Genomic DNA, 25214 nt, shown 5'->3' with positions numbered 1-25214 from the left:
CACACCCCCCCCTCGCGGTGGTTTTGCTTTTCCCCACTCCCTAAACCCCATTCTCTAAAAACCAACCCCCCCCCCCCCCCCCCCGGCCCGCCCCCCCCCCCCCCCCCCCCCCCCCACGTCCACACCGGGCGGCAAGTACGATGTCACCGCTACAGTGCCAGGGGAAGGCGCGAGTTACCAGTGGACGCGGTACGCGCCGTAGCGCCGATCCGCAAAGAACCTGCGCACGATTTTCTTAACCATATCCTTTCCCTCCTTTCTGAGGCATAGTTTCCACTTCCCCTCACGCCCTCTGAGTAATCGGAAAATACCACTAACGAGTGAAAGCGGACCCGCTGAACCTTCTCCAGCCCCCTACCAGGGGCTTCACTTGCCTGTCACACCCACTGGCCTACCGGGCGCAGCAAGTTGGAGCTCACAGTCGAGGGGTGGACGAACCGAAGCTCAGGAGTTGTCACCAGCGGGACCTGGTGAACGTGAATAGTCGAAGCAGCCTGGTTGTCACTTGTCACAACTGAGGTCTTCGCTTCGGGATGACGGTGGATCAGGGCGCGGGTGTATGCCTGTAGCCGTGCGGCGCAGTCAGGTTGAGCGGGAGCCGTCTCCGGTGTGATGATCATCTGTCTGGTCGGATCTTTGGAGGGGCGTCGAAGAGCTGATGCTCGAGCGCGGTATCGAGGTCAGCTACGAGACGGTCCATCAGTGGACGCGCCGGCCGTGAGTCCCCGGGGGAGCGCCCGGGCCGTCCGCGGCAGCTCCTGTGGGAGGCCCGTCATCCGGTCATTTCCGCCAAGGGAGTCCCGGCCGCCTCCCACCGTGAGGCGCCGGCCGCGGCCCTCACCGTGGGGCGTCGGCCGCGGCCCTCACCGTGGGGCGTCGGCCGCGGCCCTCGCCGTGGGGCGCCGACGGCCAACCTTACGGGGGGAGTTCAGCACGCGTCCCGCATCAGCTCGGCAAGGTCGTGGTCGAGGTCCACCTGAAGGTGCTCGAGACCGATCGGCACCAGCTCCGTGGTCCGCCGCAGGAAGCGCCGGACCTCCTCCGAGTGGACGTGCACCACGGCGGTGCCCTCCGGCGCGTGGAACTCCAGGACGGTGCGGTCGTAGCCGTAGGGTCGCACACGCACGTCGCCGTGTCCCTCGGGGCCCTCCAGGCCGGCCGTGAGGAGTTCGCGGGCGAAGGTCCAGCAGACCTCTACGCCCTCCAGGGTGGCGGGGGCGGGGAAGGTCATGCGGACGGCGAACGGGTCGCGCCGGTCGTAGTGGAGCACGGACGGAATGCTCGGCATCCGCGGCGCGGCGGCGACGAGACGGGCCTCCACGGGCTGCTCGATGACGGTGGACAACGCCTTGCTCCCTTGTGACGGCTGGATGGACTTCGGGCGGATGGGGCCGGGCACTTGAAGAGACGATGGAATCGGCCGATCCGTGCACATGAAGGGAGAGTGACCTCTGTCACCGAGACCATGCCCCTGAGGCGGATGATGCTGATCGCTTTCCGTCCCGCGGTCTTCCAGGACATCGGAGAGGACACCGGGCGCCCAGGCATGGTTCCCGTGCGGGGCCCTGGACGGCACCGGGGGAGTGGGCTAACTTCGCGCGCCATGACGGGCATGGGGAACAGGGGACGTACGGGCCGGACGGTGGCCGCGGGAGTGTGCGCGGCGGCGCTCACCGCCCTGTGGGCGGCACCCGCGCAGGCGCACGAGACGCAGCGGCCGGCACCGCACTGGCAGCTCAAGGACACCGGCACGGACGTCCGCTTCCGCGGACTGTCGGCGGTCAGCCGGGACACCGCCTGGCTCGCCGGATCCAAGGGCACCGTGCTGCGCACCACGGACGGCGGCGCGCACTGGCAGGACGTCTCCCCGCCCGGCGGCGCGGATCTGGAGTTCCGTGACGTGGAGGCGTTCGACGCGCGGCACGCGGTGGTCCTGGCCGTCGGTGAGGGCGAGGCATCCCGTCTGCTGCGCACGGACGACGGCGGGCGGACCTGGGCCGAGGCGTTCCGCAACACCGACGCCAAGGCCTTCTACGACTGCCTCACCTTCTTCGACCGGCGCCACGGCCTCGCCGTGAGCGACCCGGTCGACGGTACCTTCCGCCTCCTGTCCACCCGCGACGGCGGCCGCTCCTGGACGGTCCTGCCCGGCGCCGGCATGCCCGCCGCCCAGGACGGCGAGGCCGGCTTCGCGGCCGGCGGCCAGTGCCTGGTCTCCTCGGGGCCGCGCGATGTGTGGCTCGCCACGGGCGGCGGCGCGCACGCGCGCGTGATGCACTCAGCGGACCGGGGGGCGACCTGGGCGGCCGCCGACACACCGGTGCCGGCGGGCGATCCGGCACGCGGTGTCTTCGCGCTCGCCTTCGGCGACCGCACGCACGGCCTGGCGGTCGGCGGCGACTACCGCGCGGACCAGCCGTCACCGCGCTCCGCCGCGGTGAGCCGCGACGGCGGCCGCACCTGGACGCCCGCCGCAGAGCCTCCGCCCGCCTACCGCTCCGGTGTGACATGGCTCCCCCACAGCCGCACGGCCGCGCTCGCCGTCGGCCCGACCGGCACCGACCTCACCATGGACGGCGGCCGCACCTGGAGGACCGTCGACACGGGTTCGTACGACACCGTGAACTGCGCCCCGGACGCGAGCTGCTGGGCCTCGGGCGAGAAGGGGCGGGCGGCCCGTCTGGAGCCCTGACGGTGACCATGGGGAAAAGGGGTACCCGGGTGTGATCCACACCGAGAGGAAGGACCGGTCATGCCACGCGGCTCCAGCCCCAAGCGGGAACGTCAGTACGAGCACATCAAGGACAGCGCGCTCGACCGGGGGGAGAGCCCGGGGCGCGCCAAGGAGATCGCGGCCCGCACCGTGAACAAGGAGCGCGCCCGCTCCGGCGAGTCCAAGACCGCGAGCCGAACGTCCACCCAGGACATGTCGTCCGGCAGGCGGGGCGGGCAGCGCTCGGGCCGGGGCTCCCAGGGACCGACGTACGACCAGCTGTACGAGGAGGCCAAGCGGCGCAACATCCGGGGCCGTTCGGACATGAACAAGAGCGAGCTACAGCGCGCCCTGGGCAAGTGACACGTGCCGTGGCGCCGTACGCTCGGCACCGCCATGACGATCGTACGCATTCCCGCGGGCTGGCCCGTCACCGAGGAAGAAGCCCGTGCCGCGCAGGACGAGTTGCGCGGGCGGGTGGTCCTGGACGAGCCGGGACCGCCGCCCGCGACCGGCCGGGTGACCGGGGTCGACGTCGCCTACGACGACGAGCGCGGCGTGGTCGCGGCGGCGGCCGTCGTGCTGGACGCGGCCACGCTCGCCGTGGTCGCCGAGGCCATCGCCGTCGGCGAGGTCTCCTTCCCGTACGTGCCGGGCCTGCTCGCCTTCCGGGAGGTGCCCACCGTGCTGGCCGCCCTGGAGGCCCTCGACCGCGACCCCGGGCTGGTCGTGTGCGACGGCTACGGCCTCGCCCACCCGCGCCGCTTCGGCCTGGCGAGTCACCTCGGCGTGCTCACCGGCCTGCCGACGATCGGCGTGGCCAAGAACCCCTTCGCCTTCACATACGAGGAGCCGGGCGCGTCGCGCGGCAGCACGAGCCCGCTCCTCGCCGGCACGGACGAGGTCGGCCGGGCCGTGCGCACCCAGGCGGGCGTCAAGCCGGTGTTCGTCTCGGTGGGACACCGTGTCCGCCTCGACAACGCCTGCGCCCACACCCTCGCGCTCGCACCCGAGTACCGCCTCCCCGAGACCACCCGGCGCGCGGACGCGCTGTGCCGCCGCGCCCTGAGGGAGACGGTGGACCGAACGGGGGCGGGCCCCACGGGTGGCCGAGCGGCCACGGGCCCTACCGTCGCGCCGCCACCCGGAAGCCGATGCCCGCCGTGCGGAGGCGCTCGATGAGGGCGTTGCCCATCGCCTCGGCGGTCGTCACCTGGCCGGACGTGTGCGGCAGGTCGTCGAAGGCGAGGGACAGGGCCGACTCGGCGAACATCTTCGCCGTCTCGTCGTAGCCCGGGTCACCGCCCGCGACCTCCGTGAACACGCGCTGCCCGCCGCCCTCGCCCACGAAACGCACCGTGAACCAGCTTCTGGCGCGCTTCTCGGGGTCCGGCCCGTCCCCGGGCCTGAGCCGGTCCGCCAGCCACCGTCGTGCGGGCGGCAGCTGTGCGGCCGTGAACAGCGCGCCCGCGGCTGCCACCCCGCCAACGGCGAAGGGCAGGGTCTCGACGGCCGCGTAGTGCCGGTAGCGGAAGTCGGGCCCGTACCGCTCCAGCACCCGCGCCGACCGGCGCACCACCTGGGCGTCGATGGTGGGCAGCGGCAGCACCCACGCGCCGACCTCCTTCGCGAACCGCGGAGCGCCGAGAGGAGCCCGGGCCCGCCGCTCCAGCAGGCGGGGCTCGTGCCGTCCGCGGTCCCGGGCCGCCGCCAGCAGCTGCGGCCCGCGCGCCATCTGGCCGAGCGCCGAGGCGAAGGTGCCGCCCGAGAACATCGCCTCAGCGCGGACGTAGCCGTCGACTCTGAGCGGCACCCCCTCGGGGAGCTGCTGCACGGTGAAGTACACCCCCAGGTCGTGCGGAACGGAGTCGAACCCGCACGAGTGCACGAGTCGTGCCCCCGTCTCCCGCGCGCGTACGTCGTGCCGCACATAGACGAGGTCGACGAACTCGGCCTCGCCGGAGAGGTCCAGATAGTCGGTGCCGGCGTCGGCGCAGGCGGCCACCAGGTCCTCGCCGTAGCGCAGGTAGGGCCCGACCGTGGTGGCGAGTACGCGCGCGTTGCGGGCGAGTTCACGCAGCGACTCCGGGTCCGCGACGTCCGCCCGCAGTACATCGGGCTCGGCGGGCCCGGCCAGCTGCTCCCGCAGTCGCTCCAGCTTCCCGGCGCCGCGGCCCGCCAGGGCCCAGCGCAGACCGTCGGGCGCGTGCGCGGCGAGGTACCGCGCGGTGAGCGCGCCCACGAAACCCGTCGCCCCGAACAGCACGATGTCGTACGGGCGTTCCATCTTCAGCCTGACCATGACACCTCTCCGCCCACGCGGTTGCCGGTTCTCCGCCCGCGCCGTTGTCGGTGGCTGAGGCTAGCGTGAGAGGCGAGATGTCGGACGACGAGGTGGGCGCGAGGCCGTGACCAGGTGGTTCGCCCGAGCCGCGCGTCGGCCGGGCACCGGTACGGAGGCTCTGGGCCCGTATTTGACCAAGCGCTTGCTCGGTCAGGTATTGCCCGGAGTGGAACACGTTCTTAACATCGGTGGTGTCACATCGGTGATGTCACAAGGCTGGGGGCCTGATGGCAGTGGCAAGGTCGCCGGGGCAGGGCCCCCTGGCCGGAGTGCGTGTCGTCGAACTGGCGGGCATCGGGCCCGGCCCGTTCGCCGCCATGCTCCTCGCCGACCTCGGCGCGGACGTCGTACGGGTCGAGCGGCCGAACGGCTCGGACCTCGCGATCAATGCGCGGTTCGACGTCACCAACCGCAACAAGCGTTCGGTGACCGTCGACCTCAAGGCCGAGCACGGCCCCGAGCGCGTCCTCGACCTGGTCGAACGCGCCGACGTCCTCATCGAGGGCTACCGCCCCGGCGTGGCCGAGCGCCTGGGCATCGGCCCCGAGACCTGTCACGCCCGCAACCCGAAGCTCGTCTACGGCCGGATGACCGGCTGGGGCCAGGAGGGCCCGCTGGCCCCCCGTGCCGGGCACGACATCGCGTACATCGCGGTCACCGGCACACTCGGCCTCATCGGTGCCCCGGACGCGCCGCCCGCCATCCCCGCCAACCTCGTCGGCGACTACGCGGGCGGTTCGCTCTACCTGGTCGTCGGCGTCCTGGCCGCCCTCCACCACGCCCGCGCCACGGGCACCGGACAGGTCGTGGACGCGGCCATCGTGGACGGCGCCGCGCACCTGGCCTCGATGATGCACGGCATGCTCGCGGCCGGTGGCTGGCAGGACCGCCGCGGCGTCAACCTCCTCGACGGAGGCTGCCCCTTCTACGGCACCTACGAGACGGCCGACGGCCGGTACATGGCGGTGGGTGCCCTCGAGCAGCAGTTCTATGAGGAGTTCGTGGACCTGCTGGGCCTCGGGGACCAGGCGCCGGCCCGCAAGGACGTCGCCCGCTGGGGCGAGCTGCGGGAGGCCGTCGCCGCCCGTTTCAAGATGCGCACCCGCGAGGAGTGGACCGCGGTCTTCGAAGGCTCCGACGCGTGCGTGGCCCCCGTCCTCTCACTCCGCGAGGCCCCGGCGCATCCCCACCTCGCCGCTCGCGGCACCTTCACCGACCACGGCGGCATCACCCAGCCGGCACCCGCACCCCGCTTCTCGCTCACCCATACGGCGGTACGCGGCGGACCGGCGCAGCCCGGCGCCGACACCGAGGAGGTCGCGCGCGACTGGGACGTACCCCGACTCCTGGCGGACGGCGACGGATGACGACCACACAACGCGCTCGCCGAGCCGGGCCGCCCGCGGGTCCGCCGTCGACCGCGCCGCGGCAGCGGACGAGGGACCGCCGTCGGAACGCGCGCGGCGGGTATCACTCCCTGACGGACCACCGTGGCGCCGGGGCCTTCACCGACGGCCGCATCCCGACCATCCACGACGCGACCACCGGGATCATGAAGGAGATTCCCGGTCGGTCCCCGCTCGGCCGACCCTCCCGAAAGGCTTACCAGTGAGCACCGAAGCGTATGTGTACGACGCGATCCGCACCCCCCGCGGACGCGGCAAGGCGAACGGCGCCCTGCACGGCACCAAGCCCATCGACCTGGTGGTCGGACTCATCCACGAGGTCCGGCGGCGTTTCCCGGACCTCGACCCCGCCGCCATCGACGACATCGTGCTCGGCGTCGTCGGCCCGGTCGGCGACCAGGGCTCCGACATCGCCCGCATCGCCGCGATCGCCGCGGGACTGCCCGACACGGTGGCCGGCGTCCAGGAGAACCGCTTCTGCGCCTCCGGGCTCGAAGCCGTCAACCTCGCTGCCGTGAAGGTCCGTTCGGGCTGGGAGGACCTGGTGCTCGCGGGCGGCGTCGAGTCGATGTCGCGGGTGCCGATGGCCTCGGACGGCGGCGCCTGGTTCGCCGACCCGATGACCAACATGGCCACCAACTTCGTGCCCCAGGGCATCGGCGCCGACCTCATCGCCACCATCGAGGGCTTCTCCCGGCGGGACGTCGACGAATACGCCGCGCTGTCCCAGGAGCGGGCCGCGGCCGCCTGGAAGGACGGCCGCTTCGAGAAGTCCGTGGTTCCCGTGAAGGACCGCAGCGGACTGGTCGTCCTCGACCAGGACGAGCACATGCGGCCCGGCACCACCGCCGACTCCCTCGCGAAGCTCAAGCCGTCGTTCGCGGACATCGGCGAACTGGGCGGCTTCGACGCGGTGGCGCTTCAGAAGTACCACTGGGTCGAGCAGATCGACCACGTCCACCACGCGGGCAACTCCTCCGGCATCGTCGACGGCGCGGCGCTCGTCGCCATCGGCTCCAAGGAGGTCGGCGAGCGGTACGGGCTGCGGCCGCGGGCCCGGATCGTCTCCGCGGCGGTGTCCGGCTCCGAGCCGACGATCATGCTCACCGGTCCCGCCCCCGCCACGCGCAAGGCGCTCGCAAAGGCCGGTCTGACCATCGACGACATCGACCTGGTCGAGATCAACGAGGCCTTCGCCGCCGTCGTGCTGCGCTTCGCGAAGGACATGGGCCTGTCCCTGGACAAGATCAACGTCAACGGCGGCGCCATCGCCCTGGGGCACCCGCTGGGCGCGACCGGCGCGATGATCCTCGGCACGCTGGTGGACGAGCTGGAGCGCCAGGACAAGCGGTACGGGCTGGCCACGCTGTGCGTGGGCGGCGGCATGGGCATCGCCACCGTCGTCGAGCGCGTCTGACCTTCCCAACGGATCGAACAGATCGAACGGATCTTACGGAGCATCCCTGATGAGACTTGAGCCCACCACCATCCGCTGGGAGCAGGACGACACCGGCATCGTCACCCTTGTCCTCGACGACCCCGACCAGTCCGCGAACACCATGAACCAGGCGTTCAAGGAGTCCATCGCGGCGGTCGCCGAGCGCGCCGAGGCCGAGAAGGACTCCATCCGCGGCATCATCTACACCTCCGCCAAGAAGACCTTCTTCGCGGGCGGCGACCTCAAGGACATGATCAAGGCCGGTCCCGAGGACGCCCAGCAGGTCTTCGAGACCGGTATGGCGATCAAGAACTCCCTGCGCCGTATCGAGACCCTCGGCAAGCCGGTCGTCGCCGCCATCAACGGTGCCGCCCTGGGCGGCGGATACGAGATCGCGCTCGCCTCCCACCACCGCATCGCCCTGGACGCCCCCGGCTCCAAGATCGGCCTGCCCGAGGTCACCCTCGGCCTTCTCCCCGCGGGCGGCGGCGTCACCCGCACCGTACGCCTCATGGGCATCGCCGACGCGCTGCTGAAGGTGCTGCTCCAGGGCACCCAGTACGCACCGCGGCGCGCCCTGGACAACGGCCTGGTCCACGAGGTGGCCGCCACCCAGGAAGAGATGCTGGACAAGGCCCGCGCCTTCATCGACGCCCACCCCGAGTCACAGCAGCCCTGGGACAAGCCGGGCTACAAGATCCCGGGCGGTACGCCGGCCAACCCGAAGTTCGCCGCCAATCTGCCCGCCTTCCCGGCCAATCTGAAGAAGCAGCTGAACGGCGCCCCCTACCCGGCCCCGCGCAACATCCTCGCCGCCGCCGTCGAGGGCTCCCAGGTCGACTTCGAGACCGCCCTGACCATCGAGGCGCGCTACTTCACCGAGCTGGTCACCGGCCAGACCGCGAAGAACATGATCCAGGCGTTCTTCTTCGACCTCCAGGCCGTCAACTCCGGCGCCAACCGTCCGAAGGGCATCGAGCCCCGCCAGGTCCGCAAGGTCGCCGTCCTCGGCGCCGGGATGATGGGCGCGGGCATCGCCTATTCCTGCGCCCGCGCCGGCATCGAGGTCGTGCTCAAGGACGTCTCCCTGGAAGCGGCCGTCAAGGGCAAGGGCTACTCGGGGAAGCTCTGTGCGAAGGCGGTCGCCAGGGGGCGTACGACGCAGGCGAAGGCGGACGCGCTGCTCGCCCGGATCACGCCCACCGGCGAAGCCGCCGATCTCGCCGGCTGCGACGCGGTCATCGAGGCCGTGTTCGAGGACCCCGCGCTCAAGCACAAGGTGTTCCAGGAGATCGAGCACATCGTCGAGCCCGACGCGCTGCTGTGCTCCAACACCTCCACCCTGCCGATCACCGCACTCGCCGAGGGCGTGGAGCGGCAGTCCGACTTCATCGGGCTGCACTTCTTCTCACCCGTGGACAAGATGCCGCTCGTCGAGATCATCAAGGGCAGGCGGACGGGGGACGAGGCGCTGGCGCGCGCCTTCGACCTGGTCCGGCAGATCAACAAGACGCCGATCGTCGTCAACGACTCGCGCGGCTTCTTCACCTCCCGGGTGATCGGCCACTTCATCAACGAGGGCGTCGCGATGGTCGGGGAGGGCATCGAACCCGCCTCCGTCGAGCAGGCGGCCGCGCAGGCCGGCTACCCGGCCAAGGTGCTGTCCCTGATGGACGAGCTGACGCTCACCCTGCCGCGCAAGATCCGGAACGAGTCGAAGCGGGCCGTGGAGGAGGCCGGCGGCACCTGGACCCCGCATCCCGCCGAGGCCGTCATCGACCGCATGGTCGACGAGTTCGGGCGCACCGGCCGCAGCGGCGGCGCCGGCTTCTACGAGTACGGCGAGGACGGCAAGCGCGGGCGGCTGTGGCCGGGCCTGCGCGAGCACTTCACCAGGCCGGGGCACACGATCCCGTTCGAGGACATGCAGGAGCGCATGCTGTTCTCCGAGGCGCTGGACACCGTCCGGCTCCTGGAGGAGGGCGTGCTCACGTCCGTCGCGGACGCCAACATCGGTTCGATCTTCGGGATCGGCTTCCCCGGCTGGACGGGCGGTGTCCTCCAGTACGTCAACGGCTACGAGGGTGGCCTGCCCGGCTTCGTGGCGCGCGCCCGGGAACTGGCCGAGCGGTACGGCGAGCGGTTCGCGCCGCCCGCGCTGCTGGTGGAGAAGGCGGAGAAGGGGGAGCGGTTCACCGACGCGCGCTGAACCACGGGAGTCCGGGCCGGGCCCGCCGGTCCGGACTCCCGGGAGCCTGGGCCGGGACCCGCCGGTCAGGACTCCCGTGGGGGCTGCCCGTCCGTGAGCCACTCCCGCAGCTCCTCCTTGAGGGAGCGCTGGAACGTGGTGAGCAGGGCCTGCACCACCAGCGGCTGCATATGCGCCGAGAGCGACTTCACCTCCGTGGAGTCGCGCTCGGCGACCGCATCGCGCAGCAGCCGCGACAGCTCGCGAGCCGCCGCACGCGAGTGCTCGATCAGGACGCCACGGGCGGCGAGCACGGTGTGAAGACCGAGGGGCACGTCGAGCAGCTCGACGCCGAGCCGCAGCAGGCCCGGGTCCACCCGGTACGCCCCCTCGTGCGGCACGGCCACGCTCATGGCCGCCAGCCGCTGAAGTTCCTCCTCGCCGAGGGGCCGCCCCGCCCGCCGCTGAAGCTCCTCCCGCGTCATCGTCTCGACCGTGTCCGGAGCCCAGGACGCCACGACCGCTCGGTGGATGGCGAGATCCCGCGCGCTGACGTCCGCCGGCAGCTGCCGCAGATGGCGCTCGATCGCGGCCAGTGTCATGCCCTGGCGCTGAAGTTCCTCGATCAGAGCCAGCCGGGCCAGGTGCGCCTGCCCGTAGCGGCCCACCCGCCGGGGGCCGATCGCCGGCGGCGGAAGCAGCCCCTTGGCGCTGTAGAAGCGGACGGTGCGGACCGTGACACCCGCACGCGCGGCCAGCTCGTCGACGGTGAGTGTCGGCTCCTCGGTCTCGGTCGTCATGTGCAACAGTATCGCTGTCCCACCACCACTGTGACACCGGAGCGGACCCACCACGCCCATGTGACGGCCGGGCGACGGCAGTATGGCGATCATGTGAGAAGTGCCGCTATGTGACGTGCGCCATCGCATACGGGGCGGCCCGCGAGGGAAAGTGGCGCCTTGGTCTGTGCCGCGTCAGCGGTGGCCCGGGCCGAGTCCCATCCGGACACCCGCGCATCACCCCTGCGCCGGGCGCACCAGAGAGTAGATCCACTCGTGAGCAAGGACGCCGTGCACACGGTTGCGGTTGCATCCCACCAGGATGCGCCCCGGACGCCCGCGGACGCGGGCGACGCCGGTTACAGCAAGGACCTCAAGGCCCGCCATGTCAACATGATCGCCATCGGTGGAGCGATCGGCACCGGTCTCTTCCTCGGGGCCGGCGGCCGGCTGCACAACGCGGGGCCCGCCCTCGCGCTGGCCTACCTGGTGTGCGGTGTCTTCGCCTTCTTCGTCGTCCGTGCCCTCGGCGAGCTGGTGCTGTACCGGCCGTCGTCCGGGTCCTTCGTGTCGTACGCGCGCGAGTTCCTCGGCGAGAAGGGCGCCTACGTCGCCGGCTGGATGTACTTCCTCAACTGGTCGACGACCGGCATCGCCGACATCACCGCCATCGCGCTGTACACCCACTACTGGAGCTTCTTCACCCCCATCCCGCAGTGGGTGCTCGCCCTGATCGCCCTCGCGGTCGTCCTGGCCGTGAACCTGATCTCGGTGAAGATCTTCGGCGAGATGGAGTTCTGGTTCGCGATCATCAAGGTCGCCACGCTGGTGAGCTTCATGATCGTCGGCATCTTCCTGCTGGCCACGCAGCACCGGGTCGGGGGTGAGAAGCCGGGTCTGAGCGTGATCGCCGACCACGGCGGCGTCTTCCCGCACGGGCTCATGCCCGTCGTCCTGGTGATGCAGGGCGTGATCTTCGCCTACGCGGCGCTCGAGCTGGTCGGTGTGGCCGCGGGCGAGACCGCCGAGCCGGAGAAGGTCGTCCCGCGCGCGGTGAACTCGATCATGTGGCGGGTCGGTCTCTTCTACGTCGGTTCGGTGGTCCTGCTCGCGCTGCTGCTGCCGGGCTCGGTGTACTCCGCGGACCAGAGCCCCTTCGTCACCGTACTGTCGAAGATCGGCGTCCAGGGTGCGGGCGACGTGATGAACCTGGTCGTCCTGACCGCCGCGATGTCCTCACTGAACTCCGGCCTCTACTCCACCGGCCGCATCCTGCGCTCCATGGCCATGGCGGGTTCGGCGCCCAGGTTCACGGCGCGGATGAACCGCAGCCAGGTCCCGTACGGCGGCATCCTGCTCACCTGCGCGGTCTGCGTGCTCGGCGTCGTCCTGAACTACCTCATGCCGAGCCAGGCCTTCGAGATCGTGCTGAACGTGGCGTCCCTCGGCATCATCAGCACCTGGGTGATCATCATGATCTGCCACCTGATCTTCGTGCGCCGCGCGAAGGCGGGGCTGGTCACCCGGCCGTCCTTCCGGCTGCCCGGCAGCCCCGTCACGGAGATTGCGACGGTGGCCTTCCTGCTGGCCGTACTCGGCCTGATGTGGAACGACCCCGAGGTCGGCCGCAAGACGCTGCTCCTCATCCCGGTGATCGCCGCGCTGCTCGTGGGCGGCTGGTTCGCGCTGCGCCGCAGGATCGCGACGGCCGCGGACCAGGAGCTGACCGACCTGAGGAAGTAGCCGCCGGGGCCACACGGGGCCGCATCTCCCACGCGGCCCCGTCGGGGGCTCCGCGCCGGACGCCGGCCCCGGGGCACCCGCCCCGGGGCCATGGCACATCCGCGACTCAGCGCCGGTGCGCGTCGTTCGTCGCCGCGATCTTCTTCCACGACCTCGGCTGGACGGGGGCGGCCGACGTCCTCGCGATGGCCGCGGTCCGCGCCGCGGGCGCCGCGGGCTTCGACGGCTGGAACAACCAGGTGTCGAAGAGCGAGGCCAGCGGCTTGCCGGACACCTTCTCCGCGTAGGCCTGGAAGTCGGAGACCGACGCGTTGCCGTACGAGTGCTCCCTCGGCCAGCCCTTCAGGATGGCGAAGAACGCGTCGTCCCCGACCTCGTTGCGCAGGGCCTGGACGGCCAGCGCGCCACGGTCGTAGACCGCGATGTCGAACTGGTTCTCCGGGCCCGGGTCACCGGGCCTGACCGTCCAGAAGGCGTCGTCGGCCGGGTGCGAGGCGTACACGTAGTCCGCCAGTTCCTGCGCCGTGCCCTCGCCCTCGTGCTCCGACCACAGCCACTGCGCGTAGCGCGCGAAGCCCTCGTTGATCCAGATGTCCTTCCAGCCCTTGAGCGACACGTCGTCGCCGTACCACTGGTGCGCCAGCTCGTGCACGACGACGGATGTGTTCGAGCCGTTCGCGAACTGCTTCGGGCTGTAGTAGACACGGGTCTGCGTCTCCAGCGCGTAGCCCGTGGTGGTGTTCGGCACGTACCCGCCGACCGAGTCGAACGGGTACGGCCCGAAGTAGCCGGTCAGCCAGTCGACGATCTCGCCGGTCCGCTCCAGGCTCGCCCGCGCCGCCCCGTCGTTGTCGCCGAGATCCTTGCTGTACGCGTTGACGACCGGGACGCCGGCCGACGTCTTCCCGGTGGTGATGTCGAACCTGCCGATCGCGAGCGTGGCCAGATAGGTCGCCTGCGGCTTGCTGGACCTCCAGTTGTAGCGCGTCCAGCCGAGCTGCGAACTCGTCGACCGCAGCGTGCCGTTGGAGATCGCCTGGGTGCCGTCCGGCACGGCCACCGACACGTCGTACGTCGCTTTGTCCAGCGGGTGGTCGTTGCTCGGGAACCACCACCACGCCGCCTCGGGCTCGTCGGCCGCGACCGCGCCGTCCGGGGTGCGGTGCCAGGTGGTGAAGCCGTACGCGCTCTTCGTGGACGGAACCCCGCTGTAGCGGACCACGACCGTGACCGGTGTGCCCTTCGGCAGCGGGGCGGCCGGGGTGACCACCAGTTCGTGCTGCCCGGAGGTGGCGAAGGCCGCCTTCGCGCCGTTCACCCGCACCTCGCTGACGTCGAGCAGGAAGTCCAGGTCGAACCGGGACAGGTCCTGCGTCGTCCGTGCGAGGATCGTCGCCGTGCCCTCCAGCCGGTCCGACTGCGGCTGGTACCTCAGCCGCAGGTCGTAGTGCGAGACGTCGTATCCGCCGTTGCCGTAGTACGGGTAATAGGGGTCGCCGATCCCCGGAGCGCCGAGCTTGTAGTCGGCCGCCGAAGCCGGGATCGCCAGCAACAGGGAGGCCGCCGCGAGTGCGCCCGGTGCGATGAGTCTGCGGTGCACGAGAGCTCCAAGTCGTAGGGACACAGGATCTGTTCGGAGCCTATTCACCCCCTGGGCCCCCGATCATGTCCATGGCACCGTCCGTCACACGATCGCCATCCGGCCGACATGAGCGAAGCCGTCCCACGGTGCGTTCCCGGCCATTGCGCACCACCCAGCCCTCTTCCCGTCAGCTGCCCTCTTCTGAAGGGGAGTTGACCCCTGTAGCGTCTTCGCGCATGCCGATACGCACGCGCTTCACGATCTGGAGACCGTTCGCGACGGCGGCCACGGCCGCCCTGCTGGCCGCCTTCCTCACCCCGGCGGCCGCCCACGGCACCCCCCGGGAGAGCCGGCCCGTGTACTCGTACGACGACGCCATCCGCGAGGCCGTCTGGGTGGACACCGGCCTCGACGGCGACGGCGACGGGAAGAGCGACCGGGTCGCCGCCGACATCGTCCGCCCGCGTGAACCCGCCGCGCAGGGCCGCAGAATCCCCGTGATCATGGACGCCAGCCCGTACTACTCCTGCTGCGGGCGCGGTAACGAGAGCCAGACGAAGACCTACGACGCAAGCGGCCGAGTCGTCCGGATGCCGCTCTTCTACGACAACTACTTCGTCCCCCGGGGCTACGCCTTCGTCGGCGTCGACCTGGCCGGAACCAATCGCTCCGACGGCTGTGTGGACGTCGGCGGGCGCTTGGACATCCAGTCGGCGAAGGCCGTCGTCGACTGGCTGAACGGCCGGGCCAAGGGCTACACCACCCGCACCGGGAACACACGCGCCAGGGCCACCTGGACCAACGGACGGACCGGCATGATCGGCAAGAGCTGGGACGGCACCATCGCCAACGGCGTCGCCGCCACCGGCGTCAAAGGCCTGAAGACCATCGTGCCGATCAGCGCCATCTCCTCCTGGTACGACTACTACTTCGCCAAGGGCGCGCCCCTGTACGACTCGGGCCCCGACTGGCTGTCCCAGTACGTCGAGAGCCCGGACGCCCGCACCAGATGCGCCGCCGTGCAGCACCAGCTCGTCGACGGGGCGCCCCGCACCGGCGACTGGACGCCGCTGTGGACCGAACGAGACTACGTGAAGGACGCCGGCAAGGTCCGCGCCAGCGTCTTCCTCGTGCACGGCATGCAGGACCTCAATGTCCGCACCAAGCACTTCGGCCAGTGGTGGAACGCGCTCGCCAAGAACGGCGTGCAGCGCAAGATCTGGCTCTCGGGCACCGGCCACGTCGACCCCTTCGACTTCCGGCGCGCCGCATGGGTGGACACACTGCACCGCTGGTTCGACCACGAACTCCTCGGCTACGACAACGGCATCGACCGCGAACCCATGGCCGACATCGAGCGCCACCCCGACCAGTGGGTCACATCCACGCTCTGGCCGCCCCGAGGCACGGTGACGACGACGCTGCACCCGGCTCCCGGCACCCGGACCGGCGTGGGCACTCTCGGGCTGCGTACCGGCACGGGCAGCGAGTCCTTCACCGACGACCCCCGGCTGAGCGAGACCGACTGGGCGGCGCACGCCGACGAGTCCACCGCGAGCAAGGCCGGATTCATCACCCCGCCCCTGTCGCGGGACCTGCGGGTGTCCGGCTCCTCCACGGTGACCCTCACCGTCACCCCGTCCACCTCCACGGCCCATCTCTCCGCCGTGCTGGCCGACCTCGGCCCCGACACCATCCGCGACTACGCGGGCTCCGGCGAGGGCATCACCACGCTCACCGACCGCAGCTGCTGGGGCGCGAGCACGGCCGGTGACAGCGCCTGCTTCAAGGTCACCCAGGCCAGGAAGACCGACGTCGCCTCCACCGTGTTCAGCCGCGGCTGGGCCGACCTCGGCACCTATGCCTCGGACCGCAAGGGCGTCCCCCTCACCCCGGGCACGCCGTACACGATCACCCTCGACCTTGCCGCGAGCGACCACGTCCTCCCCGAGGGCCACCGGCTCGCGCTCATCGTCGCGGGCACCGACAAGGACCTCATCGACCCTCCGCCGAGCACCCCCACCCTGACCGTCGACCTGTCCCGCACGGCCGCCCATGTGCCGCTCGTGGGAGGGCCGGCCGCGTTCGCGCACGCCCTCGCCGGCTCCCCGGCCGCCGCACCGGCGGCGACCACGCCCGACGGTGCGCGGGCCCCGCACACCGTCCGGCGCGTGCCGGGGGAGGGCCGGTGACGGCACCGCCTCCGCCGTCCTGACCGGGCGCGGGGCGGCCGGGCCCGACGGCCCGGCCGCCCCCGCTCGCCGACCGAACCCGCCTGCCGCGCTCACCTCACTGTCCGTGGCAGGCACTGCCGTGCTCGTCGGGGTCGGTGCTCTCTCGTTAGGATCGGCGGTCTGATGACTGCCACCCTCGTCGCCAAGGACCTCGCCGCCGGCCACGGCGACCGCTCCCTGTTCTCCGGGCTCGACCTCGTCGTCGCGCCCGGTGATGTGATCGGTCTCGTCGGTGCCAACGGCGCCGGAAAGTCCACCCTGCTGCGGATGCTCGCCGGACTGCTCAGCCCCGAGCGGGGCGAGCTGCGCCTGTCCCCGCCGACGGCGACCGTCGGCCATCTGCCGCAGGAGCCGGAGCGCAGACCGGGCGAGACCGTACGGGAGTTCCTGGCGCGCCGCACAGGTGTGGCCGAGGCGCAGCGGCGGATGGACGAGGCCACCCAGGGGCTCGTCGACGGCGCGCCCGGCGCCGACGACGCGTACGCGGTGAGCCTGGAGCGCTGGCTCGGCCTCGGCGGCGCGGACCTCGACGAGCGCGCCGAGGAGGTCGCCGACTCCCTCGGTCTTGGCGTCGGCCTGGACCAGCCCATGACGTCCCTGTCCGGCGGCCAGGCGGCCCGCGCGGGCCTCGCCTCGCTTCTGCTGTCCCGCTATGACGTGTTCCTGCTCGACGAGCCGACGAACGACCTCGACCTGGACGGACTGGAACGCCTGGAGCGCTTCGTCGGCGGGCTGCGCGCCGGCACGGTGGTCGTCAGCCACGACCGGGAGTTCCTCACCCGCACGGTCACCAAGGTCCTCGAACTCGACCTGGCGCAAGGGCGGATCAACCTGTACGGCGGCGGGTACGAGGCCTATCTGGAGGAGCGGGAGTGGGCCCGCCGGCACGCCCGTGAGAACTACGAGGAGTACGCCGACAAGAAGGCCTCCCTCCAGGAGCGGGCCCAGATGCAGCGCGCCTGGATGGACAAGGGCGTGAAGAACGCGCGCCGCAAGGCGGGCGGCGACCACGACAAGATCGGCCGCAAGTTCCGCAGCGAGGCCGGCGAGAAGCAGGCCGCCAAGGCCCGGCAGACCCAGCGCATGATCGAGCGCCTGGAGGTCGTCGAGGAACCCCGCAAGGAGTGGGACCTGCGCATGGAGATCGCGTCGGCCCCGAGGTCGGGCGCGGTCGTCGCGACGCTGCGGGACGCCGAGGTGCGGCGCGGCGACTTCACCTTCGGACCGGTGTCGCTGCAGATCGACTGGGCGGACCGGGTGGCGGTGACGGGTGCCAACGGAGCGGGGAAGTCGACGCTGCTCGGCGCGCTGCTGGGCCGCACGCCCCTCGACGCGGGCCGGGCAACGCTGGGCTCGGGCGTCCTGGTCGGTGAGGTCGACCAGGCCCGCGCCCTCTTCCACGGCCCGGAAACCCTGCTGGACGCGTTCTGCGCGGCGGTCCCGGACACGGAACCGGCCGAGGTCCGCACCCTGCTGGCCAAGTTCGGGCTGAAGACGGACCATGTTCTGCGCCCGGCGGCGACCCTCTCCCCGGGCGAGCGCACCAGGGCCGCCCTCGCCCTGCTCCAGGGCCGCGGCGTCAACCTCCTGGTCCTGGACGAGCCCACCAACCACCTGGACCTGCCCGCCATCGAACAACTGGAAGCGGCCCTGGACTCCTACACGGGCACGCTCCTCCTGGTCACCCACGACCGCCGGATGCTGGACGCGGTCAGGGTCACCCGCCGACTGGACGTGGCGGACGGCAAGGTGACGGAGCGCTAGTAGGGCAACCCTGGTGTGACGGCCGGGACGGGCCCGACCTCCGTGACACGACGGGGGTCCGGGCCCGGACGGCTCAGCGGCGGCCGTTCTTCGTGTCGAGCAGGCCCGCGCGGCGCAGGGCGTCGGCCATCGCGCTGTTGACGGGCGCGGGCGCCTGCCGGGAGCCGCCACCCTGCCGGGAGCCGCCACCCTGCCGGGAGCCGCCACCCTGCCGGGAGCCGCCACCCTGTTGGCGGCCCTGCCGCTGCTGCGGAGGCCGCCCGCCGCGCTGCTCGCGGCCACCGGCGCCCTGCTGTCCCTGCGGAGCGGCCTCGTCGTCCAGCCGCAGCGTCAATGCGATCCGCTTGCGCGGGATGTCGACGTCCAGCACCTTCACCTTGACGATGTCGCCCGGCTTCACCACGTCCCGCGGGTCCTTGACGAACGTCTTGGACATCGCGGAGACATGCACCAGCCCGTCCTGGTGGACCCCGACGTCCACAAAGGCGCCGAAGGCCGCGACATTCGTGACCACGCCCTCCAGGACCATCCCCGAGGACAGGTCGGAGATCTTCTCCACGCCTTCCTTGAAGGTGGCCGTCTTGAACGCGGGCCGCGGGTCGCGCCCGGGCTTCTCCAGTTCCTTCAGGATGTCGGTCACGGTCGGCAGACCGAACGTCTCGTCCACGAATTCGGACGCCTTCAGCGAGCGCAGCACCCCGGTGTTGCCGATGAGCGAGGCCACCTCCTGGCCCGTGGTCTTCACCATGCGGCGCACCACCGGGTAGGCCTCCGGATGCACGCTGGAGGCGTCCAGCGGGTCTTCGCCGCCCCGGATCCGCAGGAAGCCCGCGCACTGCTCGTACGCCTTGGGCCCGAGCCGCGCCACCTTCTTCAGCTCGGAACGGGACGTGAACGGGCCGTTGGCGTCACGGTGCGCCACGATGTTCTCGGCGAGCCCGGAGGAGATGCCGGAGACCCGGGCCAGCAGCGGGGCCGAGGCCGTGTTGACGTCCACGCCCACGCCGTTCACACAGTCCTCGACCACCGCGTCCAGCGAGCGCGACAGCTTCACCTCGGACAGGTCGTGCTGGTACTGGCCGACGCCGATGGACTTGGGGTCGATCTTCACCAGCTCGGCGAGCGGGTCCTGGAGACGACGGGCGATGGAGACCGCGCCGCGCAGCGACACGTCCAGCTCCGGCAGCTCCTGCGAGGCGAACGCCGAAGCGGAGTACACCGAGGCGCCCGCCTCGGAGACCATCACCTTGGTGAGCTTCAGCTCCGGGTGCCTGCCGATAAGATCGGCCGCGAGCTTGTCGGTCTCACGTGACGCCGTGCCGTTGCCGATCGCCACCAGCTCGACCGCGTGCTCCTTGGCCAGACGGGCCAGCTTGGCGATCGCCTCGTCCCACTTGTTGGCCGGGACGTGCGGATAGATCACATCGGTGGCCACGACCTTGCCGGTCGCGTCCACCACGGCCACCTTCACGCCCGTGCGGAACCCGGGGTCCAGGCCGAGCGTCGCGCGCGTGCCGGCGGGGGCCGCGAGCAGCAGATCCCGCAGGTTCGCTGCGAAGACCGCCACCGCCTCGTCCTCGGCGGCCGTACGGAGCCTCAGGCGCAGGTCGATGCCGAGGTGCACCAGGATGCGGGTGCGCCAGGCCCAACGCACCGTGTCCGTCAGCCACTTGTCGGCCGGTCGGCCCTGGTCGGCGATACCGAAGCGGCTCGCCACGATCGCCTCGTAGGAGGAGGGGCCCGTAGCCGCTTCAGCAGGCTCCTCGGGCTCCAGGACAAGGTCGAGGACCTCCTCCTTCTCGCCGCGGAGCATGGCGAGGATGCGGTGGGAGGGCAGCTCGGTGAAGGGCTCGGCGAAGTCGAAGTAGTCGGCGAACTTGGCGCCGGCCTCCTCCTTGCCCTCCCGCACCTTGGCGGCGAGGCGCCCGCGCACCCACATGCGCTCGCGCAGCTCGCCGATCAGGTCCGCGTCCTCCGAGAACCGCTCGGTGAGGATCGCCCGCGCCCCGTCGAGCGCGGCCTGCGGGTCGGGCACTCCCTTGTCGGCGTCGACGAAGGCGGTGGCCGCCGCGAGCGGCTCCACAGCCGGGTCGCCGAGCAGGCCCTCGGCCAGCGGCTCCAGACCGGCCTCACGTGCGATCTGCGCCTTGGTGCGCCGCTTCGGCTTGTATGGCAGATAGATGTCCTCGAGGCGCGCCTTGGTCTCCGCGCCCCGGATCTGCGCCTCGAGCTCCTCGGTGAGCTTGCCCTGCTCGCGCACCGACTCCAGGATGGCCGCGCGCCGCTCCTCCAGCTCCCGCAGATAGCGCAGCCGCTCCTCGAGCGTGCGCAGCTGCGCGTCGTCGAGCATCTCGGTCGCTTCCTTGCGGTAGCGGGCGATGAAGGGCACTGTCGAGCCGCCGTCGAGCAGCTCGACCGCGGCCTTCACCTGCCGCTCCCGTACGCCGAGCTCCTCGGCGATCCTGCCTTCGATGGACCCTACGAGGGGTGTCGTCACGATCCCGTACCGCCTTCTCCACTGAGGTTGCGCGGCAATTGTGGCAGGTCGCACCGACAACGGTGGGTCAGGGCAGGGATCGAGGAGCCACGGGGCGGTCTCCGGACTCCGCCGCCCGGTGGAACGGGCCGCTCAGGCCTGGCGCGCGCCCCGTCCCGTCGAGGCCGAAGCCCCGCCGAACAGCCTGGCCAGAGCACGGAACGGCAGTGTCACCACCGTGGCGACGGCCCCGCCGATCTGGCGCAGCACGTCTGCAATCGCACGGAACACCGCTTTCCCCTTTCGTCGCACCCCCGGCGTGTCCGCCGGGGGTGACGTCCGGGAACCTCATCCCTTGCCGATCATGCCCTCCGGGAAGGCGCCGGCCTCCAGGGCCCGCATCAGCAGGGCGCCCGCCAGCTCCGTCAGCCGTGCGACGCCCGAGGCGCCGAGGTGCTCGTACGGAGCCCGGTCGAGGCGGTCGGTCTCCGCCTCGACGTCCCCGCGCAGTGCGGTGCCCGCCTCGGTCAACTCGCCGTCCGCGTCCAGCAGCCCGCGCTCGCGCAGCCGCCCGCACGCCGCGTCCCAGTCCTCCAGGCGCCAGCCGCGCGTGGCGAGGACCCACCTCGGGGACATGCCCTTGCCCGTGGCGCAGTGCGTCACGAGCGCCTCCAGCGGGTCGAGCTCTGCGCGCAGCAACACCGCGAGGTGGCCGTCGCCGCGGTGCTCGCGCAGCAGCGTGGCCGCGTGCCAGAACGCCAGATGCGGCTCCTGCGGCACCGGAAGGTCGGCGTGCGCCGCGTACAAGGGGCGCGCGTGCGGTGTGCACGCCTCGGCGGCGCGCAGCGCCAGCTCCGCCGCCTCGCTCATCTCCTTGCCGGTGACCGCCTCCTCGCCGAGCAGCCGCCGCAGGGTCGCGTCGACGGCACGCGCGCGTGCCGCGAGCACCGCCTGAGGTGACGCCGTCTCCCACACCGCGGGCACATGCCGTGCCACCAGCTCTGGGCTGAAGTTGGAGAACGCCGCCGTGACCACGCCCGCGCCCACCGGTCCCATCGCGGCGGCCCGCACCGCGAAGTAGGCGGCCCTTTGGTCGTCGACGCCCAGGGCGGTCATTTCTCGTTCGAGATCCGGTGAGAAGTAGTGCGTCGAGTGCAGGGGGTTGATCACGTTGTGGCAGCGCCGTCCGGCGCGCTCCGGCAGAGGAGAAGTCATGCCAGGAGGTTACTGACTGGTTGGTATGCAAGGGAATGGCGGCGCGTGGGACGGCGGAAGAACGGGCGTCGGCCGTCGCGACGGCGCGTGCCGGTCCAAGGCCGCCGGCCGCCTCCCCCGCCATGGAGCGCGGGCGAAGCGTTCACCGCGAGGTGGACCAGGTGAACCGGGGCGGCCGGCGCTCCAGGAACGCCGAGACGCCCTCCGCGGTGTCGCCGCCGGTGCGCGCCTGCTCGGCCCAGTAGGCGTCCCGGTCCGTCCGCCCGTTCGCGAACTCCTTGGCCGCGGCCTGCGTCAGCTGCGAGCGCGAGGCCAGGACGCGCGTGAACTCCGCCACCCTCTTGGCGAGTTCACCCTCGGGCAGCACCTCGTCGATCAGACCCGTGCGCAGCGCCCGCGCGGAGTCGATCAACTCGCCCGAGAACAGGAGGTACTTGGCGGTGGCCGGGCCCACCAGCGCCACCAGCCGCCGGGTGGAGGAGGCCGGGTAGACGATGCCCAGCTTGGCCGGTGTCACCCCGAAGAGCGCCCCCTCCTCGGCGAACCGCAGATCGCAGGCCGCCGCGAGCTGTGACCCGCCGCCCACGCAGTGGCCGCGGATCGCCGCCAGCGTCGGCTTGGGAAAGGCGGCCAGCGCCTCCTCGGCCAGCACGGCCAGGCTCTGCGCCCTCTCCGGCGACCCCCGCAGCGTCGAGATGTCGGCTCCCGCGCAGAAGGTGCCGCCCTCTCCGGTGAGCACCAGCGCCCGCACGCCCGGATCGGCGGCCAGCCCGTCGAGCAGCGGCGGCAGCGCCTCCCACATGCCGGCCGTCATGGCGTTCCGCTTGGCCGGATGATGGATGGCGACGGTCGCGACCCCGTCGGTGACGCGGTGCAGCAGCTGCGGCTCCATGGGCCGGATGCTATCCGCCCGCCCCGGACGCCCGATCAGGAAGGGTCCGCGGAGAGCGGGCATCGCGGCCTCGGCCGGCAGGAGTCCGTCTCCCGGAACCCGTACAACCCGAAGAGTTCCGAAGTCGGCGCGAGGCCGGACAGGAGCGGTCATGCAATCGACGGTGTCATACGCCAACGGTCAAAATGTCGTCGATACCAGCCGACTTGTGTTCAGTCATTCGGGACGGACCAGCGCATTCCCAACACTCGACGCGTGGTGACAATCGAGCGCGAGGGTGGCGACCGGGCAATGGAGAACAGAGGGCGGGGGGCCGACCCGCGCCCTGAACGCGGCGGGAACGAGCCGGACGGTCCACGGCCCCCGGCGCCGCTGCCGTACGAGGGGGTCTGGCGGTTCACGGCCGCCGCCGTGGAGGCCTCGGTGCCGCAGGCGAGGCACGCCGTCCGGGATCTGCTCGCCCGCCAGGGCGTGCCCGTCTCGGACGACACCGTGCACTCGCTGCTGCTGATCGTCTCCGAACTGGTCACCAACGCGGTACGGCACGCGGCGCTGCTGTCGCCGATACTCGCCGTCGAGGTCGCCGTGGGCCCGGAGTGGGTGCGGGTGTCCGTGGAGGACGACCACCCCTACCGCCCGAGCGCGCTGGAGGCCGATCACGGGCAGACCGGCGGCCGCGGACTGCTCCTGGTCCGCGAGGTGACCAGGGAGGCCGGCGGAGTGTGCGACGTCGAACACACCGCGAGCGGCGGCAAGGTGATCTGGGCCGCGCTTCCCCTCAAACCCACAGGGTTCCTGTGAGCCGGCTTCCCACCGCCACGGCTCCGCCCGGCCCGGGAACCGCCACGGCTCCGCCCGGCCCGGGAACCGCCACGGCTCCGCCCGGCCCGTCCGGCCCGCAGGGCCGGACGGGCGCCCCGGGGCACGGTCCGTGGGATCCTCGCGTCAGCCCGCGAAGGCGGGTCACCAGCCCGCGGACGGCCCCGTCAGCTCCCTGATCGCCGGTCGTGCCGCGTCCAGGACCGTCATGAACCACGACGAGAACGGGTCCTTGGCGTGCCGCTCGGCAAGCTCCTCGGCGGTCACGAAGGCCGTCGCCCCGACCTCCTCCGGATCCGGGTCCACGGGGGACTGCACGAGCCCGACGAAGAGGTGGTTGTACTCCTGCTCCACCAGGCCGGAGTCCGGGTCCGGGTGGTTGTAGCGGACCGTGCCCGCCTCGGCCAGCAGCGACGGGGAGATCCCCAGTTCCTCGGCGGTGCGCCGGGCCGCCGCCGCGAACGGCGCCTCGCCCGGGTACGGGTGGCCGCAGCAGGTGTTCGACCAGACACCGGGGGAGTGGTACTTGCCGAGCGCCCGCTGTTGCAGCAGCAGCCGGCCGCGCTCGTCGAAGAGGAACACCGAGAACGCGCGGTGCAGCCGACCCGGCGGTTGATGGGCGGCGAGCTTCTCCGCCGTGCCGATCGTGGTGCCGTTCTCGTCGACCAGCTCCAGCAAGATCGCTTCAGCGGTGCCGTTCGAGGAACGGTGCGTCGCGGTGGCAGGTGTGATCGGCATACCCATCCTTCGCATCGGTTGTCCAGGCCCAAGTCTGCCGTACGAATCCGGCACTCCCGGCACTTCATGACTCCCCGCATGTCCCGCACCGGCCGGTCCGAAGGGGTCCTACGGCCCTTGCGGACCAGACGCCGGAAGCGGCCGGATACCTGATCGTGCCCAGTGCCGTGCGGCGGGAATCGCCCCCACCGGGCGCTCCGGGAGGCCGCCGCCCGGGGGTGCGCCGCACGTCCGGCTCGCACGCCCCGCGGCGGGCTGTCGTCCAGCTCAGCCGTGGCTCGCCTCCGGGTGGTGCAGCAGCCAGCGCCGCCAGGCCGACTCCACCATCTCCCGCACCCCGCGCCGGGCGCGCCAGCCCAGCTCCCGCTCGGCCAGCGCGGCGGACGCGACCGCGCGGGGCGCGTCACCGGGGCGGCGAGCCTCGACTTGCTCGGCGAGGACCCGCTTCAGCAGCCCACCGTCCAGCGAGGAGCCCCGCACCAGCGGAACATTCTCCGGCAGGCGCGTCGGCACCCCGGTGGAGAGGTCGTCCAGGACGAGGACGCGCTCGCCTTCCGCGGCCATCGCCCGCGCCACGTGAGCCCCGATGTACCCGGCCCCGCCGGTGATCAGCCATGCCATGGCCCCTCTCCCTATGCCTGCCGGGTGAATCACGGGCGGTGGTGGGTCCCCTCGGGAGGGGCCGGAGCCGGACGCCCGGCGCGTGAGGAGTCCGTGAAGGTGTGGCGGCCTGTCCGGCCGAGAGCTGCGGCCGCATATCCGTCAAAAGCGTCATGCGGTGCATGTACGGGCGCGATGCGGATGTGATGCCGGGAATACGCCGTTATGACCCAGCGGCTTGTTGCGTGCCCCTGCGATCCCCGATGATGATCGCGGGCGGAGG

At 71.7% G+C, this 25214-nt stretch carries 19 protein-coding genes and 1 pseudogene; 10 read left to right on the top strand and 10 right to left on the bottom strand.

From position 1 onward, the window contains the following. Positions 1-928 precede the first annotated feature (928 nt). The gene (locus ABZ823_RS28220) at positions 929-1345 is read right to left on the bottom strand and encodes an SsgA family sporulation/cell division regulator (protein WP_361665674.1); all 417 of its coding nucleotides are present in this window, start codon (positions 1343-1345) and stop codon (positions 929-931) included. 267 nt (positions 1346-1612) lie between these two features. On the opposite strand from ABZ823_RS28220, the gene ABZ823_RS28215 reads away from it, so the two are divergent. Genes ABZ823_RS28215 through ABZ823_RS28205 form a run of 3 tightly spaced genes read left to right on the top strand, consistent with a single transcriptional unit; the run spans position 1613 to position 3895 of the window. After that, positions 1613-2692 carry a YCF48-related protein gene (locus tag ABZ823_RS28215; RefSeq protein WP_361665673.1) on the top strand — a complete coding sequence of 360 codons (1080 nt, stop codon included), beginning with the start codon at positions 1613-1615 and terminating at the stop codon, positions 2690-2692. Positions 2693-2752: 60 nt separating this feature from the next. Continuing rightward, positions 2753-3076 (top strand): plasmid stabilization protein, encoded by a 324-nt coding sequence (locus tag ABZ823_RS28210; RefSeq protein ID WP_361665672.1) that lies wholly within the window; start codon positions 2753-2755, stop codon positions 3074-3076. Positions 3077-3109: 33 nt separating this feature from the next. Further along, positions 3110-3895 (top strand): endonuclease V, encoded by a 786-nt coding sequence (locus tag ABZ823_RS28205; RefSeq protein ID WP_361665671.1) that lies wholly within the window; start codon positions 3110-3112, stop codon positions 3893-3895. Here ABZ823_RS28205 and ABZ823_RS28200 read toward each other — a convergent pair. Continuing rightward, positions 3840-5015 (bottom strand): saccharopine dehydrogenase NADP-binding domain-containing protein, encoded by a 1176-nt coding sequence (locus ABZ823_RS28200; protein ID WP_361665670.1) that lies wholly within the window; start codon positions 5013-5015, stop codon positions 3840-3842. The two genes, ABZ823_RS28205 and ABZ823_RS28200, sit on opposite strands and share 56 nt — an antisense overlap. 269 nt (positions 5016-5284) lie before the next feature. On the opposite strand from ABZ823_RS28200, the gene ABZ823_RS28195 reads away from it, so the two are divergent. The 3 genes from ABZ823_RS28195 (at position 5285) to ABZ823_RS28185 (ending at position 10110) form a co-directional block, all read left to right on the top strand. Further along, positions 5285-6424, top strand: coding sequence for a CaiB/BaiF CoA-transferase family protein (locus tag ABZ823_RS28195; RefSeq protein ID WP_361665669.1), 1140 nt, complete (start codon positions 5285-5287; stop codon positions 6422-6424). 241 nt (positions 6425-6665) lie between these two features. Beyond that, complete coding sequence (locus ABZ823_RS28190; protein ID WP_361665668.1) at positions 6666-7880, top strand: acetyl-CoA C-acetyltransferase; 1215 nt, start codon at positions 6666-6668, stop codon at positions 7878-7880. A 49-nt stretch (positions 7881-7929) separates the two neighbouring features. Continuing rightward, complete coding sequence (locus ABZ823_RS28185; protein WP_361665667.1) at positions 7930-10110, top strand: 3-hydroxyacyl-CoA dehydrogenase NAD-binding domain-containing protein; 2181 nt, start codon at positions 7930-7932, stop codon at positions 10108-10110. 65 nt (positions 10111-10175) lie between these two features. Here the strand turns inward: ABZ823_RS28185 and ABZ823_RS28180 are convergent, their stop codons facing one another. Continuing rightward, complete coding sequence (locus ABZ823_RS28180) at positions 10176-10889, bottom strand: MerR family transcriptional regulator (protein ID WP_361665666.1); 714 nt, start codon at positions 10887-10889, stop codon at positions 10176-10178. Positions 10890-11144: 255 nt separating this feature from the next. On the opposite strand from ABZ823_RS28180, the gene ABZ823_RS28175 reads away from it, so the two are divergent. After that, positions 11145-12611, top strand: coding sequence for an amino acid permease (locus ABZ823_RS28175; RefSeq protein WP_361665665.1), 1467 nt, complete (start codon positions 11145-11147; stop codon positions 12609-12611). 106 nt (positions 12612-12717) lie between these two features. On the opposite strand, the gene ABZ823_RS28170 is transcribed toward ABZ823_RS28175, so the two are convergent. Continuing rightward, entirely contained in the window at positions 12718-14211 is a 1494-nt protein-coding gene (locus ABZ823_RS28170) for a M1 family metallopeptidase (RefSeq protein ID WP_361665664.1), read from the bottom strand. Positions 14212-14429: 218 nt separating this feature from the next. Between ABZ823_RS28170 and ABZ823_RS28165 the strand changes: the two genes are divergently transcribed. Together ABZ823_RS28165 and ABZ823_RS28160 are read left to right on the top strand one after the other, a co-directional pair. Further along, the gene (locus ABZ823_RS28165; RefSeq protein WP_361665663.1) at positions 14430-16385 is read left to right on the top strand and encodes a Xaa-Pro dipeptidyl-peptidase; all 1956 of its coding nucleotides are present in this window, start codon (positions 14430-14432) and stop codon (positions 16383-16385) included. Between the two features lie 165 nt (positions 16386-16550). Continuing rightward, positions 16551-18191, top strand: a complete 1641-nt coding sequence (locus tag ABZ823_RS28160) for an ABC-F family ATP-binding cassette domain-containing protein (RefSeq protein ID WP_361665662.1) — start codon at positions 16551-16553, stop codon at positions 18189-18191. A gap of 73 nt (positions 18192-18264) precedes the next feature. On the opposite strand, the gene ABZ823_RS28155 is transcribed toward ABZ823_RS28160, so the two are convergent. From ABZ823_RS28155 to ABZ823_RS28140, 4 genes are all read right to left on the bottom strand, one after another. Then, positions 18265-20688, bottom strand: coding sequence for a Tex family protein (locus tag ABZ823_RS28155; RefSeq protein WP_361665661.1), 2424 nt, complete (start codon positions 20686-20688; stop codon positions 18265-18267). A gap of 132 nt (positions 20689-20820) precedes the next feature. Continuing rightward, complete coding sequence (locus tag ABZ823_RS28150; protein WP_361665660.1) at positions 20821-20958, bottom strand: LPFR motif small protein; 138 nt, start codon at positions 20956-20958, stop codon at positions 20821-20823. Positions 20959-21015: 57 nt separating this feature from the next. After that, positions 21016-21882, bottom strand: coding sequence for a hypothetical protein (locus tag ABZ823_RS28145; protein ID WP_361665659.1), 867 nt, complete (start codon positions 21880-21882; stop codon positions 21016-21018). Between the two features lie 142 nt (positions 21883-22024). Next, entirely contained in the window at positions 22025-22774 is a 750-nt protein-coding gene (locus tag ABZ823_RS28140; RefSeq protein WP_361665658.1) for an enoyl-CoA hydratase/isomerase family protein, read from the bottom strand. Positions 22775-23065: 291 nt separating this feature from the next. Here ABZ823_RS28140 and ABZ823_RS28135 point away from each other — a divergent pair, with 291 nt between their 5' ends. Then, positions 23066-23575, top strand: a complete 510-nt coding sequence (locus tag ABZ823_RS28135) for an ATP-binding protein (protein ID WP_361665678.1) — start codon at positions 23066-23068, stop codon at positions 23573-23575. Between the two features lie 162 nt (positions 23576-23737). On the opposite strand, the gene idi is transcribed toward ABZ823_RS28135, so the two are convergent. Together idi and ABZ823_RS28125 are read right to left on the bottom strand one after the other, a co-directional pair. Next, positions 23738-24331 carry an isopentenyl-diphosphate Delta-isomerase gene (gene idi / locus ABZ823_RS28130; RefSeq protein ID WP_361665657.1) on the bottom strand — a complete coding sequence of 198 codons (594 nt, stop codon included), beginning with the start codon at positions 24329-24331 and terminating at the stop codon, positions 23738-23740. A 429-nt stretch (positions 24332-24760) separates the two neighbouring features. After that, positions 24761-24952, bottom strand: a pseudogene (locus tag ABZ823_RS28125) (NAD-dependent epimerase/dehydratase family protein); the annotation flags it as partial. Positions 24953-25214 lie beyond the last annotated feature (262 nt).

It is taken from the genome of Streptomyces sp. NPDC047079, from assembly GCF_040643755.1.
GTDB lineage: Bacteria > Actinomycetota > Actinomycetes > Streptomycetales > Streptomycetaceae > Streptomyces.
Note: the sequence above shows the minus strand (reverse complement) of the source record. Positions and strands in the feature narration are given on the sequence as shown.

Excerpts from the sequence above, each read along its gene's own strand:
- ABZ823_RS28215 (WP_361665673.1), top strand. The coding sequence starts at position 1,613 with ATGGGGAACAGGGGACGTACGGGCCGGACGGTGGCCGCGGGAGTGTGC.
- ABZ823_RS28210 (WP_361665672.1), top strand. The coding sequence starts at position 2,753 with ATGCCACGCGGCTCCAGCCCCAAGCGGGAACGTCAGTACGAGCACATC.
- ABZ823_RS28205 (WP_361665671.1), top strand. The coding sequence starts at position 3,110 with ATGACGATCGTACGCATTCCCGCGGGCTGGCCCGTCACCGAGGAAGAA.
- ABZ823_RS28200 (WP_361665670.1), bottom strand. The coding sequence starts at position 5,015 with ATGGTCAGGCTGAAGATGGAACGCCCGTACGACATCGTGCTGTTCGGG.
- ABZ823_RS28195 (WP_361665669.1), top strand. The coding sequence starts at position 5,285 with ATGGCAGTGGCAAGGTCGCCGGGGCAGGGCCCCCTGGCCGGAGTGCGT.
- ABZ823_RS28185 (WP_361665667.1), top strand. The coding sequence starts at position 7,930 with ATGAGACTTGAGCCCACCACCATCCGCTGGGAGCAGGACGACACCGGC.
- ABZ823_RS28180 (WP_361665666.1), bottom strand. The coding sequence starts at position 10,889 with ATGACGACCGAGACCGAGGAGCCGACACTCACCGTCGACGAGCTGGCC.
- ABZ823_RS28165 (WP_361665663.1), top strand. The coding sequence starts at position 14,430 with ATGCCGATACGCACGCGCTTCACGATCTGGAGACCGTTCGCGACGGCG.
- ABZ823_RS28160 (WP_361665662.1), top strand. The coding sequence starts at position 16,551 with ATGACTGCCACCCTCGTCGCCAAGGACCTCGCCGCCGGCCACGGCGAC.
- ABZ823_RS28145 (WP_361665659.1), bottom strand. The coding sequence starts at position 21,882 with ATGACTTCTCCTCTGCCGGAGCGCGCCGGACGGCGCTGCCACAACGTG.
- ABZ823_RS28140 (WP_361665658.1), bottom strand. The coding sequence starts at position 22,774 with ATGGAGCCGCAGCTGCTGCACCGCGTCACCGACGGGGTCGCGACCGTC.
- ABZ823_RS28135 (WP_361665678.1), top strand. The coding sequence starts at position 23,066 with ATGGAGAACAGAGGGCGGGGGGCCGACCCGCGCCCTGAACGCGGCGGG.
- idi (WP_361665657.1), bottom strand. The coding sequence starts at position 24,331 with ATGCCGATCACACCTGCCACCGCGACGCACCGTTCCTCGAACGGCACC.